Origin of the sequence: Flavobacterium sp. (assembly GCF_027490375.1) — a bacterium.
Lineage (GTDB): Bacteria > Bacteroidota > Bacteroidia > Flavobacteriales > Flavobacteriaceae > Flavobacterium.
The window spans coordinates 1-16440 of record NZ_JAIXYH010000048.1 but is presented as its reverse complement, the minus strand read 5'-3'; the positions used below and the strand labels follow the sequence as shown (position 1 = coordinate 16440).

Here is a 16440-nt window from a genome sequence, read left to right as displayed (position 1 = left end):
CTACGATTTTGACAAGTTGCTTTTTCTGTAACCGTAAAGGAAATAAATCACCAATCCGATTAACAACCAAATTCCAAACCAGGTCCAATTTGTTGCCGACATACCCGTAAGCAGGTAACAACATGAAAGTAAGCCCAATAGTGGAATTAACGATAAATTTTTAGTGAAGGCAATAGGCATCATAACAACCGTAAATAACAAGAAAACTACCATCGGAATTTTCGTATCGGCTGCTTCTGCTAGATTAAACGTATCGGCGTAAAAATCGGGAAGCAGCAGTTGTAAACCGATTAGTACGGCGATCATAAAAATCGGGTAAATATACTTGGAGTTGATGTATGGAATTTTGAATTTTCCGGCACGTGCTTCGAGTTCTTCTTTGCTTTGTGGCGAAAGCATTAACACGCCGCCGCACACAAGTACGAAAGCAAACAAAGTTCCGATACTAGTAAAATCGAGTACAAAATTCTCGTCGGTAAAGAAAATCGGCACTCCTACCACCAAACCAGTAATTAAGGTCGCAAATCCTGGTGTTTTATGTTTGGGATGTACTTCGGCAAATTTTTTCGGCATTAAGCCATCGCGCGACATGGTCATCCAAATGCGCGGTTGCCCCATTTGGAATACAAGCATTACGCTAGTCATCGCTACTACAGCGGCAATTGAAACGATAAATAACATCCATTTAACGCCTTTGAGTGCAAAAATTTCCGCGAGTGGATCGCTCACACCTAGTTGAGTGTAGCTTACCATCCCAGTAATAACCAATGCTAAAATGATATAAATAATGGTGCATGCCACCAGCGAATAAATCATACCTCGTGGTAAATCGCGTTGCGGATTTTTACTTTCTTCAGCTAAAGTCGAAACGGCATCAAAACCGATATAAGCAAAGAAAACTGCCGAAACGCCAGCCATAACGCCACCAAAACCGTTAGGCATAAAAGGTGTCCAATTGTCGATGTCGATATACCAGGCGCCTACGATAATTACCAAAACAATTATGGCCAACTTAATGTATACCATCAAATTGCTGAAGTTCTTGGATTCTTTAGTACCAATATATACCAAAGCCGTAATAATAACATTGATGACTACAGCCGGTAAATCGAAAATGATGCGCAAGCCACCAATAATGGGAGCGGTGTTCCATGCGGTAAGCCCCTCACCTACCTTATTTTCGGTGAACGCTAAATGTGCGGCATGGTAATTTATGGTTAAGTATTCCGGAATATGAAGTCCGAAACTACTCAATAAATTAGTGAAGTATCCGCTCCACGAAAATGCGATATAAATATTACCAATGGAATATTCCATCAGTAAAGCCCAGCCGATAATCCACGCGAAAAGTTCTCCAAAAGATACGTACGCGTAAGTATATGCCGATCCAGACACGGGAACTCGACTTGCAAATTCCGCGTAGCACATCGCTGTAAAGCCACACGCAATAGCGCAAATAACGTACAGCAAAACAACACCCGGGCCACCGCTAAAGCACGCATTTCCAATGGCACTAAAGGTTCCACCGCCTATAATGGCCGCGATTCCGAAGAAGGTTAAGTCTTTAACAGTTAAAACACGATTTAAGCCGCTGTGGTGCGAATCGTCGGTATTATCTTGTGCTGCTGCGAGCGGTTTCTTTCGAAATAAAGACTTAAAAGACATCGATTTTGGTTTACGGTTAGAAAACAAATATAGCTAAATACCTCTGTTTGTCAGATAATTTTTGGAAGTCCGCGTTAAGCCTGTAACCAATTGATTATGTGATTTAAATAGCTATTTGTATTCTCAACTACCTCACTTTAAAGCGTTGAAATCTGTGCACGTTTTACCCAAAAATCGTGTTTCATTCATAAAGTATTTATTTTTAAATTGTTCGGTAGCTAGCGAAATCGTTTCTTTTTAGTTTATAGCTAAACCTTATAGCTACATAATTTTATATCATAAACATCTATATTGAAAAGCAATAAACGCCGTACTTTTGCCATAGAAAATTAAACCATCATTTATATGTCATTAGTAGGTAAAAAATTTCCAAGTTTAGCAGTTGATGCGATCTCTTTCATGGGTGATAACATGAAGATCAACGTTTTCGAAGAAGCGGTAAACAACAACAAGAAAGTATTGTTATTCTGGTATCCAAAGGATTTTACATTTGTATGTCCTACTGAATTACATGCATTTCAAGCTGCTTTGCAAGAATTTGAGTCGCGCAACACTACTGTAATTGGTGCGTCTTGCGATACCAACGAAGTTCACTTTGCGTGGTTGAATACATCGAAAGAAAACGGCGGTATCGAAGGAGTTACTTATCCAATTTTGGCCGACACTGCGCGCAACTTGTCAAGCATTTTAGGTATACTCGATATCGAATCTAGCGAATACAACGAAGAAGTTGATTCAGTAATCATCGAAGGTTCAAACGTAACGTTCCGTGCAACTTACTTGATCGACGAAACTGGAAAAGTATTCCACGAATCGGTTAACGATATGCCTGTAGGAAGAAATGTAAAAGAGTATTTACGTTTAATAGACGCTTACGCACACGTTCAAAAATTCGGAGAAGTTTGTCCGGCAAACTGGGAAGAAGGCAAAGAAGCGATGCACGCGACTCGTGAAGGCGTTGCGTCATATTTAAGTCACTAATCATGTTAGTAGAATTAACAGCAGATAATTTATCCGAACTAGTTGCACAGAATTCGAAAGTCGTTGTGCAATACTCGGCGAGCTGGTGCGGAAACTGTCGCATCATGAAACCGAAGTTCAAAGTGATGTCGGAACAGCACACCGACAAAGTTTTTGCGATCGTGGATGCCGAGAAGTTTCCCGAAAGCCGAAAACTAGCAAACGTTTCTAATTTACCCACTTTTGCCACTTTCGTAGATGGCAAATTGGTTGATCAGATTCAAACCAATAAAGTAGAAGGATTGACGAACTTAGTTAATGAAATTTCGGTTGCCTCATGAAACTACCCGTCATAAAACACCTGACACAATTTATTGAAGATAACGATCGCGATTACGTCGTAGAAGCAATCGAAGTTTTGGAGAACCTAACAGAAGTTCCGAGTTTAAAAGACGAAGAACTCGATGTAATTGGAGAACTGATTTCCAATATGTACGGCGCTTTAGAAGTAGATGCTTTGGTTAAATCTGGCGTTGATCGCAAAGAAGCTTTAAATAGCTTCATGAGTCGAGTACTCGGCTCGATCGATAAATAATTTTGGAGTTTTTAGATTTTAGATTTTTTTTCAGAAATGCCTCGAATTCGTTCGGGGCTTTTTTGTTTTGAGCGCGAACATAATTTCTTACGTTTTGTTTTGTAATCGACTCACGCGCTCAATTTCTTTGCGAAGTTCTTGCTGGTCGTAGTCGCTCGTATCTTCAAGTGCCAGAGCTAAATCGGTGAAAGATATTTTTTTCAACAAATAATAATGAATCAAGGTGTATTTAATTGGATACATGTCGTATTGCGCGATGATTTCAAAATTTCTCTTAAGAAAATCACCCGAATGAAAAACTAATTTTAGCGTATTTGCCGTGCCTGTTGAAAGTTTAGGATTAAGAATATGTCGATCATTATTCATTAATTTTCCATAATAATCGCTGACCTGTAACTCTATTCGCTTTATGGATTCCAGTTCATATCGTTCTTCTTCAACTTCAATAAAATCATTTTCAAAAATTATAAACCCCGATAAAATACCTTTGAGCTTCTCGACTTCGAAAAACGACATTACCAGAACGTATAAACCCAAAAAAAACCAAATTACAATCACAAAAGTCATGATTTAACGCCAGTAATATCCCCAGTCTTGCGAATTAGCAAACAAGGGTAAAACTACAACTGAGCCTAAAAAAACAACTTTATTGTTTGTCCATCGAAAACCTGGTTTCGGATAAAATACGGCAAACTTCATTAATTTTAAATTGCGACTGTGTTTTTTATTTAAACAGCTGGTCCATTCCTGGTATCATCGGCATATCTACTTTCGCAACTTCTTCCAATACTTTAGATTCGTGGGCTTTCGCCACAGCAAGTGCCTTGTTTAAAGTAACTACCAGCAAATCTTCTACAATTTCTTTGTCTGCTAAAAGATCTTCTGAAATAGAAATATTTTTAATCAATCCGTTGCCAGTAACTACTACTTGTAAAGCACCATCGGCAGCAACCTCCGAAACTTCGAACAATTTTAAATCGGCTTTCGCCTTTTCCATTCTATCTTGGGTTTCTTTCAATTTACCCATCATTCCCATTAAATCGCCAAACATAATCGTTAATTTTAAAGGGCAAATGTACTAAATTGCAGCAGTCTTAATCGCACACTATGCAACAAGAACTTTCAATCAGCTGCTTATTTTTGATAAGCTGTTTTACATCCAATTTTGCACAAGAAAACAAACCCATAAAAATGAGTCAACCGCCTGTAGCTAAAGAAATTCCATTTACTTTAGAAAAACACAACGACGTCCGAATCGACCCGTACTATTGGTTAAACGACCGAGAAAATCCAGAAGTAATCGATTATTTAAATAAAGAAAACGCGTACTTCGAAAATGAAACAGCGCACACAAAAGACTTCCAAGCACGTCTTTTCGAAGAAATGAAATCGCGCATCAAAGAAGACGACCAGTCGGTTCCTTACAAATTTAACGGCTACTACTACATTACGCGCACTGAAAAAGGAAAGAACTATCCGATTTATGCTCGTAAAAAGGAATCGTTAACTGCCGCTGAAGAAATTCTGTTCGACTGTAATCAAATGGCCGAAGGTTACTCGTACTTTTCGTTATCCGGCGTAAGTATTTCACCCGACAATAAATACGCGGCTTTTTGTTTAGATGTGGTTGGCCGACGTATATACACACTCCGAATCAAAAATTTAGAAACGGGAGAAATTTTACCCGACGAAATCAAAAACGTAAATCCGGAAGTCGTCTGGGCAGCCGATTCTAAGACATTATTCTACACGACAAAAGACAGCGTTACTTTACGTTCAGATAAAATTTGGAAATACGTGCGCGGAAGTCAAACCGATTCTGCTGCACTTATTTACGAAGAAAAAGACGAAACTTTCGATGTAAGTATCGAAAAATCAAAGTCTAAAGAGTTCATTTACATCATTTCTTCCAGCACCTTAACTACCGAGTATCGTTTGCTTCGCGCAGATAATCCAGATGGAAAATTCAAAATCTTCCAGAAACGCAAACGAGGTGTCGAATACTCGATTTCACATTATAACAATATTTTTTATATTCTTACCAATAAAGATAAAGCAACCAACTTTAAACTGATGATGTGTTCGGTAGATGAGACCGGATCATATTATTGGAAAGAATTTATTGCACACCGAAATAATGTGCTTCTCGAAGGCATCGATGTATTTAAAGACTTCTTGGTAATTTCGGAACGCTCGAACGGATTAACACAAATTCGTGTTTTAGGACTGACAAAAAAAGCCGATTATTATCTACCATTCAAATCGGAAACTTATTCGGCATACACGACAACAAACATCGATTTCGACACGCCGTTACTGCGCTACAGTTATCAATCGATGCTTACACCGCCTTCAGTAATCGAATTTAACATGGAAACAAAACAAAGTAACGTGCTCAAAGAGCAAGAAGTGCAAGGCGGAAAGTTCGATAAAAACAACTACATCGAAGAACGTGTTTGGGCTACCGCAACCGACGGAACTCAGGTACCTATTTCGATGGTTTACGCTAAAAATCTGAAAAAAGACGGCTCCAACCCTACTTTACTATACGCGTACGGCTCGTATGGCGTCACGCTAGATCCGTATTTTTCAACGGTTCGACTCAGTTTACTCGATCGCGGATTTATCTACGCCATTGCGCACATCCGTGGAGGCGAAGATTTAGGTAGAGAATGGTACGAAAACGGAAAGTTACTCAAGAAGAAAAATACTTTTACCGATTTTATCGCGTGTAGTAATTTTTTGATAACGCAAAAATATACTTCACCACAACACCTCTATGCCGAAGGTGGTAGCGCCGGCGGATTACTCATGGGAGCAATCGTGAATATGGCTGGGGAATTGTATAACGGAGTAATCGCACAAGTTCCTTTTGTTGACGTGGTAACAACCATGCTAGACGACTCGATTCCATTGACAACAGGAGAATACGACGAATGGGGAAATCCGAATAAAAAGAAGTATTACGATTACATGAAATCGTACTCGCCGTACGACAATGTTTCTGCAAAGGCATACCCAAATATGTTGATTACAACTGGACTTCACGATTCGCAAGTTCAGTACTTTGAACCAGCGAAATGGGTTGCCAAATTAAGAAAATTGAAAACCAATCAAAACAAGTTATACTTTTACACCAACATGGATGCAGGACACGGTGGAGCCTCTGGAAGATACGAAGCACTTAAAGAGGTTGCTCGAGAATTCGCATTTTTGTTAGATTTAGAAGGAATAAGAAATTAGGATAAATAATTTTGCTACATTTGCAGATGTTTTCAAGACTGGTTTTTTGACATGATTTCCGGTTATTTTGAATTATAATTTATGAAAGAAGACATAAAAGCTTACGATAACGTATTGAGTTTAATAGGAAACACCCCACTTATTAAGCTGAATAAATTAACAAAGTCTTTTACAGGTAATTTTTACGCAAAGGTCGAAGCTTTTAACCCCGGTCATTCTACCAAAGATCGCATCGCCCTTTATATTATCGAGGAAGCCGAACGACAAGGAATACTTTCGCCAGGTGATACGATAATTGAAACTACCTCGGGAAATACAGGCTTTAGTTTGGCGATGGTTTCCATCATCAAAGGGTATAACTGTATACTAGCCGTTTCCTCAAAATCGTCTCGCGATAAAATCGATATGTTGCGAAGCCTCGGTGCCAAAGTTTACGTTTGCCCCGCACACGTATCTGCCGACGACGAGCGCTCATACTATAACGTCGCTAAACGCCTACACCAAGAAACTAAAGGAAGTATTTATATCAATCAGTACTTCAATCAACTCAACATCGACGCGCATTATAAATCTACTGGCCCTGAAATCTGGGAACAAACCAGCGGTAAAATTACGCATCTCGTTGCTTGTAGCGGAACCGGCGGAACCATCTCCGGAGCTGCTAAATTCTTGAAGGAAAAGAACCCAAATATCCGCATTTTAGGTGTCGACGCTTTTGGCTCGGTACTGAAAAAATACCACGAAACGAAAGAACTAGATCCAAACGAAATTTATCCGTACCGCATCGAAGGTCTTGGTAAAAACTTAATCCCAACGGCAACTGATTTCGATTCTATCGATCATTTCATGAAAGTAACCGATGAGGAAAGTGCACACATGACCCGCGAAATCGCCAAGCAAGAAGGTTTGTTTGTTGGCTATACCAGCGGAGCCGTGATGCAAGCCGTTAAACAATACGCCGAAGAAGGCGAATTCAACGAAAACAGTAACGTAGTTGTAATTTTCCCAGATCACGGATCGCGTTACATGAGCAAAGTGTTCAGCGACGAATGGATGAGCGATCAAGGTTTCTTCGATAGCGTAAATGCCGAAGAAGTTCAGAAGATAGAATTTATAAAGTAACTTTCTACCAAAAATTTCAAAGTCACAACTATGTGGCTTTTTTTTGATGATAAAGTTGCTTAGATTAGTTTTGAATCTTGACTAAAATTGTCTCGAGAACCGCAATATCATTAAGTTGTTTATCCGCAGTTAAGCAAGTAAGATGGTAAACAATCGAAGTTTCAGGTAAAATTTAATCCGCCCGTTTCAAATTATCTTTTTTCTTAACTCGCTAGTTTTGGCTTTAATTTTTAAATTCTAAATGCATTACGTTAAGGGATTTTTTGTTACGCTTTTTAGCGTCGTATTTCTTGTGGTTTTTCGATTGGTTTCAATTTTTTTCGGTCGCTTATATTTTAGAGATTTTTTTACGTTTTCCGAAAACCAAGAATTGATTACGATAACGTGGTATCGACTAGGATTTGAAGTATTTATTGAAATACTTTTAACGCTGGTTTCCTTATACCTCTTGCGATTCATAAGAAACTACAGCCAACTGTTTGGCATTCTAATCTTAACTAGTCCGTATATTTTTTTTATTAGTAATCTAGTCTTGAATCTTACATGCTTAAAATTTTTAAATGATATCGAGACGTTTTTCGTCTATACTCTGATAAAGTCGCCTTGTTTTTTTCTATGCGCATGGCTGTGTTACTCCAAAAAGGAGCTGTTTGCCGGATTATCTAAGTTTACGATTATTTGCTATCTGTTAACGATTGCTACGTACCTCATTGTAAAGCTCTTCATTGGCTGGGTACTTTAAGAAATCGAAAACATGGGTTAAAAAATGTTTGCTTTATAAGCCGCTAACGAATGTCCTCACCCATAAAATCAACACTCAACGAATTCACACAATAACGCGTTCCTGTTTCAGTCGGGCCGTCATCAAAAACGTGTCCTAAATGCGAACCACAACTCGCACAAAGAATTTCCGTGCGTATCATGCCATGCGAACGATCCTCCACATAAGCCACCTTACCTGGAATCGACGCATCAAACGACGGCCAGCCGCAATGCGCGTTAAACTTCGATGCGCTTTCAAACAAAGGCGTTTTACAAGCTCCGCAAACATACGTTCCCGATTCAAAATGCAAATTGTACTTGCCACTGTGCGGAAACTCCGTTCCTTTTCCTCTTAAAATTTTGTAGCGCTCGGGGCCCAATTCGGCGAGCCATTCTTGTTCGGTTTTATTTATTGGATAACTCATCGCTGTTTTTTTTCAGGTACAAATGTTATAGAAATCGAATTTGTGCAAAAACGTTTACCTGTTGTGTCGGTCGGTCCGTCGTCGAAAACGTGTCCCAAATGTCCGTCGCACTTCGCACAGGTAACTTCAGTGCGCACCATTCCGAAACTAGTGTCTTGTGTGTATTTCACACTGCCTTTAATCGCTTGATCAAACGAAGGCCATCCGCAATCGCTTTTAAACTTCGAATCCGATGTAAACAAGACATTTCCGCATGCCGCACAAGCGTAATGTCCTTTTTCAAAATGATCAACATACACGCCAGTAAACGGGCGCTCGGTGCCTTTCTCGCGTAAAACCTCGTATTGTTCAGGAGTCAGTACTTTCTGCCATTCAGCGTCGGTTTTTGGCAATTCAGACTTTGCGTCAACTGCTGGCTCTTCTTTTACAGCTGTTTTATTTTGTCCGTTGCAGGCGGTCAGTTGAAACAGCAAAACAAACATTAAAATGAATCTTTTCATAAAAAATCTTTTAGTTATCTATACGTAAAAAATCGGCTATTTGGTTGATAACGTCGGTATCACCTAAAATCTTGCGATGTCCCAAACGCTCGGTAATTAGCAAGGTTCCGTTTTCTAACTTTTCTGCAACAGCGTATGCACAAGTTACCGAAACATCATCGTCTTGCTTATCGTGCACAATCAGCGTTGGCTTTTTTACTTCAGCCGCTGCTACCGAAGCCGATAAATCGTGCATCTTCATCTGGTATTTCTTTTCAAAATAATTTTGCATACGCTTTGCGTAACTTTCGTCGAGTCCGAGCTGCTTCACAAAATCCAATATGATGTCGTAAATAACGTCTCCAGCACCAATCGTTACCAATTTTTCCACTTCCAAACCGCGAACGGCCGCGTTTAAAATCGACATACCGCCCAAAGAATGCCCAACGGCAGCGTAAAAACCACCGAATTCTTTCTGCAACTGCAAAATACTCGCAATAAATTCGATCATTAGCGTCGTTTTCCCGGTCGATCTGCCGTGCGACGGACCATCGAAGCTTACCACTCGAAAACCCATTTTTGTCAAACGTTCAGCAATTTTAAACAGTTGAGTACCGCGACCACTCCAACCGTGCGAAATCAGAATCGTTTGCGAACCGCTTCCGTAAACGTACACTTCGATTTCTTTTTGAATGGCATCTATATAAATACGTTGGTGCGTAGTCTTTCGGTCGTAGTCGAGTTCTCGTTTGGGAATGTCGTGTCGGAGCGGACTAATGAATAATTTCACTGCAAATCGAGTTGCCAATTTCGGTGAAATAACTGCTAATAATTTGGCGGAACGCCTTATGGCTATTGGAATTTTCAATGCAAAAATACGTTTAGTGAAATTCTTTGCTTTTTTCGCAAAACTTCACGCAAGTTACCGCATTATCGAATTTTTGCTAAATTTCCGTGTCATAAAAAAAACACAAAATGCGCAATCAAACCCGAATTATCATTGAAAACGTAAAACCACAACTCGACAACGGGGCATTTGCCATCAAACGCATTGTTGGGCAATACATTCACGTAACCGCTGATGTTTTTGGCGACGGTCACGATTTGATCGAAGTTGCATTAAAATACAAACACGAATCCGATAAAAATTGGTCGGAAGTACGCATGAAACCTACACAAAACGACGGCTATGAAGCTACGTTTCAAGTTGAAAAACAAGGTTTCTACACCTATCAAATCGAAGGTTGGGTCGATTATGCACTCAATTGGCAACACGGAACTGAACGTAAAATTCACGATTCGCAACACGTAAAATCCGAGTTACTCGAAGGCGCCGAATATGTGAAAGCCATTCAAAAACAAGCTACCAAAGAAGAAAAAGCTTATTTAAAAGAAGTCGAAAAGATTTTTAAGTCTGAAAAAGACTATCACGAAGCGATTCAACACGCAATGTCGCCCGAACTAACCGCAATTTTCAAAAAATATCCCGAACGTTTCCTTGCCAATACATCAGCCGAATTACAAGCCTACGTTGATCGTAAGAAAGCTTTGTTCAGTACTTGGTACGAATTTTTTCCGCGTTCAGCGTCACAAGAGCCAGGCAAACACGGAACATTTAAAGATTGCGAACGATTGCTGCCACGTGTCGCCGAAATGGGATTCGACACTTTGTACTTCCCTCCTATTCATCCGATTGGCGAAGTAAACCGTAAAGGAAAAAATAATGCAACGAATGCCGAACCAGGCGATGTGGGTTCTCCTTGGGGCATCGGTTCTCAATACGGCGGTCATAAAGCCACGCACCCCGATTTAGGAACTATCGACGATTTCAAAGCGCTCGTGCAAGCCGCGAAAGTTCTAGGAATCGAAGTAGCCATGGATTACGCCTTGCAAGCAGCTCCCGACCATCCGTGGGTAAAAGAACATAAAGAATGGTTTAAATGGCGTCCGGACGGAACTGTACAGTATGCAGAAAATCCACCAAAGAAATATCAAGATATTCAACCGATTTATTTCGAGTCTGCCGATTGGGAGAATTTGTGGAACGAACTTTTATCGACAGCGCTGTTTTGGATTGAAGAATGCGACATCAAAGTATTCCGCGTGGATAACCCACATACAAAACCGTTCTATTTCTGGGGTTGGTTAATTTCTGAAATTAAGAAAAAACATCCTGATGTATTGTTCCTTTCAGAGGCTTTCACGCGTCCGAAAATCATGAACGAGCTAGCAAAACAAGGGTTTACACAATCGTACACCTACTTTACTTGGCGTAACACCAAACAAGAATTGCAGCAATACGTTGAAGAACTTACTCAAACCGAACAGAAGGAATTTTACCGCCCGAATTTCTGGCCAAATACACCCGATATCAATCCGTTTGGCCTGCAATTTGCCAACGAAAGCAAACATTTACAACGCTATTTCTTAGCTGCTACGTTGAGTTCGAGCGTGGGCATTTACGGTCCGGTTTTCGAATATATGGTCTCCACACCTATGGCAGCCGGCAAAGAAGAATATCTAAATTCCGAAAAATACGAAGTGTATCACTGGGATTGGAACCACAAAAACAAACTGATTATGTTGATCACGCGTTTAAACTTCCTACGTCGTGCACACGAATCGCTACAACAAACCAATAACATTATTTTCTGCGACACAGGAAGCGACAGCGTAATGGCGTACATCAAGTACAACGACAATTTCTCTGATCGCACTTTAATGGTTGTTAGCCTGAACGATCAGTTTCCGATTCAAACCAGCGTGCGCATTCCGATAGAAAAAATCGGAAGTAATCCGTTGCAACTCACCGATCAAATCACAGGAAATACCTATTGGTGGGATAAAGAATGGAATTTTGTTGAGTTGAAACCCGAATTGCCTTTTCATTTGTTTAAAATCGCATAACCATGAGCGAAAGCAAACTCAATCTGGAAGAATATCAAAATCCGTTTGTTTTCAAAACCGACTGGAAAACAGCTTTTGAAGATGCCGAATTTGTCAAAGTATTTTCGTCTGATATTCTCGAAAATTACATCATCAATAAACGTTGGTACGGCGGAAAAGCAAGCACGTTGAAGTATATCGAAGTAGTCGAGCACTTTAAAATAACGAGCAAGAAGAACACGTACTACGGCGTACTGTTAGAGGTTAACTTTAAGGAAGCATTCTACCAGCATTATTTCATGCCTATTTCATTTATGGCCGCCGAAGAATTGGATACCAGCACCATAATCGCGCCCGTAAAAATGAATGGCTTGGAAGGATTTTTAGTTGATGCATTACATCAAGAAGACTTCCGTAAATTACTGTTCGATAGAATTTTAATTGGTAAAGATAAAGAATCGTCTAAGGTTGAATTCCATCGTGGCGAAAAGTTAGAAGAAGCCGCCTACGAATCGTCGCGCTTTATGGGCGTCGAACAATCGAACACCTCGATCATCTTCAATAACAAATTAGTTCTGAAGATTTTTCGACGCATTTACATCAGTACAAATCCAGATTACGAAATCAGTCGTTTTCTTACCGAACGCATGGATTTCAAGAGTTCGCCTGCATACTATGGCTCTATAAGTGTTGGCTTAATTGAAGGCAACATCACCTTAGGACTCATGCAAGAATTAGTTCCAAATCAAGGTGATGCTTGGCAATTTATGCTAGATGAATGCGATCGTATTTTCTCCAATTTAGCGATTCGCAAAATTAAAACTGCAAAGCTTCCAGAGATAGAGCTTTTCAAACGGCTGAAAATCAACGAAGTTCCTCATGAAATCATCGATTGGGCTGGGCTATCCATTTTCCTTCGCATTCACACACTAGCCACACGAACTGCCGAAATGCACATCGCGCTTGGCGGCGATATCCACGATACCGCTTTCACTCCTACCACGTACAACGGCGATTATACCGTTTGGCTCAAAAACCGCCTCACATATCAGTTCCAAAACCGATTAAATATACTAGAGAACAATTTGCACAAACTCGACGGCTTGGCGCTCGAATTGGCCAATCAGTTTCTCGATAACAAAAAGGAAATCCGTAAAGTCTTTTTAGATTTCGATTGGACGAAAATGAAATCGGAACGCATTCGTATTCACGGCGATTACCACTTGGGTCAGGTGTTGGTAAACGGCGAAGACTTCTATTTACTTGATTTTGAAGGCGAACCAGAAAGCACTATTCGCGATCGTAAGGTAAAACAACCGCCGTTGAAAGATGTAGCCGGAATGTTCCGCTCCTTTCATTATGCGATTTATGCAACAATTTTCAACAACAAAGATAAATATCCGTATTCGCAAGAAGAGCTTTTCCAAGCGGGAGAAGTATTGTTTAACTACTTTGTGGGCGTATTTTTGCAAACCTATACCGAAGTAGCGCAAGCGGGTAACTTAAATATTGGCTATAAAAAAGAAATCGACTTCCTTCTAAAATACTGCATACTCGAAAAAGCGGTCTACGAACTGGGTTACGAACTCAACTCGCGTCCGCGTTGGGCTGTGATTCCACTTAGCGGAATTGCTAGTATTATGCATTTTAACAACTAAAAAACTATGAACCAAACACGAGCTTTTTCCCTATTTACAGACTTCGACATCGATTTATTCAAAGCCGGAAAACACTTTCAGTTGTATGAAAAATTGGGAGCACATCCGCTAACTGTCGATGGTGTAGAAGGCGTTTACTTTGCCGTTTGGGCACCAAGTGCACGAACTGTTTCGGTAATTGGCGACTTCAATTATTGGGTTCAAGGAGAAAATCAACTTTTCGTTCGCTGGGATTCATCAGGAATTTGGGAAGGATTCATTCCAAACGTAAAAGCCGGAACACGCTATAAATTCAAAATCCAGTCGCATAACGGACTCATAACCGAAAAAGCCGATCCGTTTGCGTTTTATTGTGAAATGCCACCCAGTACAGCATCCATAATTTGGAAACACAATTACAAGTGGAAAGACGATGCCTGGATGAAAAAACGCGCAAAAGTCAACCAACTTAACCAGCCGTTTTCAGTGTACGAAGTGCATTTGGGCTCGTGGCGCCGACCTGGAGATGGCAGAAAATTCCTGAATTACGAAGAATTAGGCGATCAGCTTGTAGAATACGTGCTCGAAACCGGATTTACGCATGTCGAATTCATGCCGGTTATGGAATATCCGTACGATCCGTCTTGGGGTTATCAATTAGTAGGCTATTTCGCGCCGACGTCGCGATTCGGAAATCCAGACCAATTTGCACTTTTAGTTGATAAATTACACCAAGCAGGTATTGGTGTGATACTCGATTGGGTGCCCTCACACTTTCCCGACGACGCCCACGGTCTCGGTTTTTTCGACGGATCACACCTTTACGAACATCCCGACCGACGAAAAGGATATCATCCCGATTGGAAAAGCTTGGTTTTCAACTACGGACGTAACGAAGTACGCTCGTTTTTAATAAGCAACGCCATTTTCTGGTTACAGCAGTTTCATGTCGACGGACTCCGCGTGGATGCCGTTGCCTCGATGCTCTATCTCGATTATTCCCGAAAAGACGGCGAATGGGAACCCAACATCTATGGCGGACGCGAAAACCTCGAAACCATCAGCTTTTTGAAAGATTTTAACGAAGCCGTATACTCGAATTTCGACGGAGTTCAAACAATAGCCGAAGAAAGTACGTCGTTTCCAATGGTGAGTCGCCCTACTTTTGCCGGCGGTCTCGGCTTTGGTATGAAGTGGATGATGGGCTGGATGCACGACACTCTGCAGTATTTCAAAAAGGAAACCGTGTATCGAAAATACCATCAGAACGATCTTACGTTTTCCATGACGTATGCGTTTTCAGAGAACTTTATGTTGCCGCTTTCGCACGACGAAGTGGTGTACGGAAAGCACTCCATTTTAGGTCGTATGGTTGGCGACGAGTGGCAGCGATTTGCCAATTTGCGCTTGTTGTACGGCTATATGTTTACGCATCCGGGAACAAAATTATTGTTTATGGGCGCCGAGTTCGGACAAAGTTCCGAGTGGAATTTCGAAGGAAGTTTAGACTGGCATTTGCTTCAATTTGGCTACCACAGCGGCATAAAAGCTACCATTACGGCACTAAATAAACTCTACAAGTCGGAGCCAGCACTGCACGAAAAGCAGTTTAGCCCCGAAGGATTTGAGTGGATAAACTATTCCGATCATCAAAATGCGGTTTTGTCGTACATCCGTAAAGGCGAAAATGCTAAGGATGATTTGGTGATTGTCTGCAACATGACTCCTGTAGTCCGCCCTGGTTACCGCATTGGCGTTCCCGCGAAAGGAAAGCTAAAGGAGCTTTTTAATTCCGATCAGTTGGCGTATGGCGGCAGCGGCGTAGTAAACGACAAAGCCATAAAAATCGACGATCAAGCTTGGGACGGTCGCGCACAGTCGGCTTCGGTAAACTTACCACCCTTGGGAGTCGCCGTTTTTAAAATAAGTAAATAAGCTACGGTCGACATAAACATCGAATTCACGTTAATGAGTTTTTGGGCGTCCCGGCGGGTCGTGCCTCCGGCGCCGTCGGGCTATTCGCGGCAATTCAAGTGTGCCGTTTGGGCGTTTTTTCAAGCTGTAAATCGGCTTCTTGGGTCGCCGCTTCACCGCTGCAAAAACTGCCCACGGCGCACCTTCATTTCTGCTGCTATCCCTAACGCAAAACAAACTGTGCCCAGAATTGAGATTCGCCATCCGACGTTCGTTCGTTGGAAAACCTATTCAAGCTTCAATCCGAATAGCTGATTTCGCAACTTTATGTTTCATTATTCCGCCCTAATCCACTTATCGTCGGAGCCTGAGCCTGTCGAAGGCTGAGTGCAAAGACTTTTTTAGTATTAAGACTTCGTTGAGTTCACCACTGCACGTTTCGTTTTGCTCACCTGAAGCCACAATTCGTTGGTGCCTGAGCTTGTCGAAGGATGGTACGGTTTTTTGGTGGCTTGACACGTTCTGTGTTTTCCTCAACGGTAGCATATTGCGCAAAATTCTGTGAGGTTCAGTGTATTCTGTGCGGTTAAAAAGCTGGTACGTGAGCGGGTCGAAGGCAAACATGGTGTCCATTGTGAAAAACTTCGTGGAACATTGTACTCCATCGGTCCGCAAGCTTGTTGAATGCTTAACCGCAAAGAACGCGAAGATTTACGCAAAGTTCGCAAAGACGCTTTTTTAGTATCAGGATT

At 41.1% G+C, this 16440-nt stretch carries 14 protein-coding genes; 8 read left to right on the top strand and 6 right to left on the bottom strand.

Annotated elements, in window-relative coordinates:
• A complete protein-coding gene (locus Q0064_RS05865; RefSeq protein ID WP_298145693.1) occupies positions 1-1665 on the bottom strand; it encodes an amino acid permease in 1665 nt (554 codons plus the stop codon).
• Positions 1666-2010: 345 nt separating this feature from the next.
• Between Q0064_RS05865 and Q0064_RS05860 the strand changes: the two genes are divergently transcribed.
• From Q0064_RS05860 to Q0064_RS05850, 3 genes are read left to right on the top strand one after another with little or no spacing between them, the layout of a single operon-like run.
• Complete coding sequence (locus Q0064_RS05860) at positions 2011-2646, top strand: peroxiredoxin (RefSeq protein WP_094485456.1); 636 nt, start codon at positions 2011-2013, stop codon at positions 2644-2646.
• A 2-nt stretch (positions 2647-2648) separates the two neighbouring features.
• A complete protein-coding gene (locus Q0064_RS05855; protein WP_298145687.1) occupies positions 2649-2966 on the top strand; it encodes a thioredoxin family protein in 318 nt (105 codons plus the stop codon).
• A complete protein-coding gene (locus Q0064_RS05850; RefSeq protein WP_094485458.1) occupies positions 2963-3220 on the top strand; it encodes a hypothetical protein in 258 nt (85 codons plus the stop codon). Before Q0064_RS05855 ends, Q0064_RS05850 begins: the two co-directional genes overlap by 4 nt.
• 87 nt (positions 3221-3307) lie before the next feature.
• Here the strand turns inward: Q0064_RS05850 and Q0064_RS05845 are convergent, their stop codons facing one another.
• Together Q0064_RS05845 and Q0064_RS05840 are read right to left on the bottom strand one after the other, a co-directional pair.
• Positions 3308-3787, bottom strand: a complete 480-nt coding sequence (locus Q0064_RS05845) for a hypothetical protein (protein ID WP_298145683.1) — start codon at positions 3785-3787, stop codon at positions 3308-3310.
• 157 nt (positions 3788-3944) lie between these two features.
• Positions 3945-4271, bottom strand: a complete 327-nt coding sequence (locus Q0064_RS05840) for a YbaB/EbfC family nucleoid-associated protein (protein WP_298145680.1) — start codon at positions 4269-4271, stop codon at positions 3945-3947.
• A 140-nt stretch (positions 4272-4411) separates the two neighbouring features.
• On the opposite strand from Q0064_RS05840, the gene Q0064_RS05835 reads away from it, so the two are divergent.
• Together Q0064_RS05835 and Q0064_RS05830 are read left to right on the top strand one after the other, a co-directional pair.
• The gene (locus Q0064_RS05835) at positions 4412-6463 is read left to right on the top strand and encodes a S9 family peptidase (RefSeq protein WP_298145677.1); all 2052 of its coding nucleotides are present in this window, start codon (positions 4412-4414) and stop codon (positions 6461-6463) included.
• Between the two features lie 81 nt (positions 6464-6544).
• Positions 6545-7585 (top strand): cysteine synthase family protein, encoded by a 1041-nt coding sequence (locus Q0064_RS05830; RefSeq protein ID WP_094485462.1) that lies wholly within the window; start codon positions 6545-6547, stop codon positions 7583-7585.
• A 785-nt stretch (positions 7586-8370) separates the two neighbouring features.
• Here the strand turns inward: Q0064_RS05830 and msrB (Q0064_RS05825) are convergent.
• From msrB (Q0064_RS05825) to Q0064_RS05815, 3 genes are read right to left on the bottom strand one after another with little or no spacing between them, the layout of a single operon-like run.
• Entirely contained in the window at positions 8371-8772 is a 402-nt protein-coding gene (gene msrB / locus Q0064_RS05825) for a peptide-methionine (R)-S-oxide reductase MsrB (protein ID WP_298145670.1), read from the bottom strand.
• Positions 8769-9272 (bottom strand): peptide-methionine (R)-S-oxide reductase MsrB, encoded by a 504-nt coding sequence (gene msrB / locus Q0064_RS05820; protein WP_298145667.1) that lies wholly within the window; start codon positions 9270-9272, stop codon positions 8769-8771. Before msrB (Q0064_RS05820) ends, msrB (Q0064_RS05825) begins: the two co-directional genes overlap by 4 nt.
• A gap of 10 nt (positions 9273-9282) precedes the next feature.
• Positions 9283-10041, bottom strand: a complete 759-nt coding sequence (locus Q0064_RS05815; protein ID WP_298145664.1) for an alpha/beta hydrolase — start codon at positions 10039-10041, stop codon at positions 9283-9285.
• Positions 10042-10226: 185 nt separating this feature from the next.
• On the opposite strand from Q0064_RS05815, the gene Q0064_RS05810 reads away from it, so the two are divergent.
• The 3 genes from Q0064_RS05810 to glgB are packed head-to-tail and all read left to right on the top strand — an operon-like array spanning position 10227 to position 15709.
• Positions 10227-12158, top strand: a complete 1932-nt coding sequence (locus Q0064_RS05810; RefSeq protein ID WP_298145660.1) for an alpha-1,4-glucan--maltose-1-phosphate maltosyltransferase — start codon at positions 10227-10229, stop codon at positions 12156-12158.
• A gap of 2 nt (positions 12159-12160) precedes the next feature.
• On the top strand, positions 12161-13795 hold the full coding sequence (locus tag Q0064_RS05805; RefSeq protein WP_298145657.1) for a trehalose synthase: 1635 nt from the start codon (positions 12161-12163) through the stop codon (positions 13793-13795).
• Between the two features lie 6 nt (positions 13796-13801).
• The gene (gene glgB / locus Q0064_RS05800) at positions 13802-15709 is read left to right on the top strand and encodes a 1,4-alpha-glucan branching protein GlgB (RefSeq protein ID WP_298145654.1); all 1908 of its coding nucleotides are present in this window, start codon (positions 13802-13804) and stop codon (positions 15707-15709) included.
• Positions 15710-16440 lie beyond the last annotated feature (731 nt).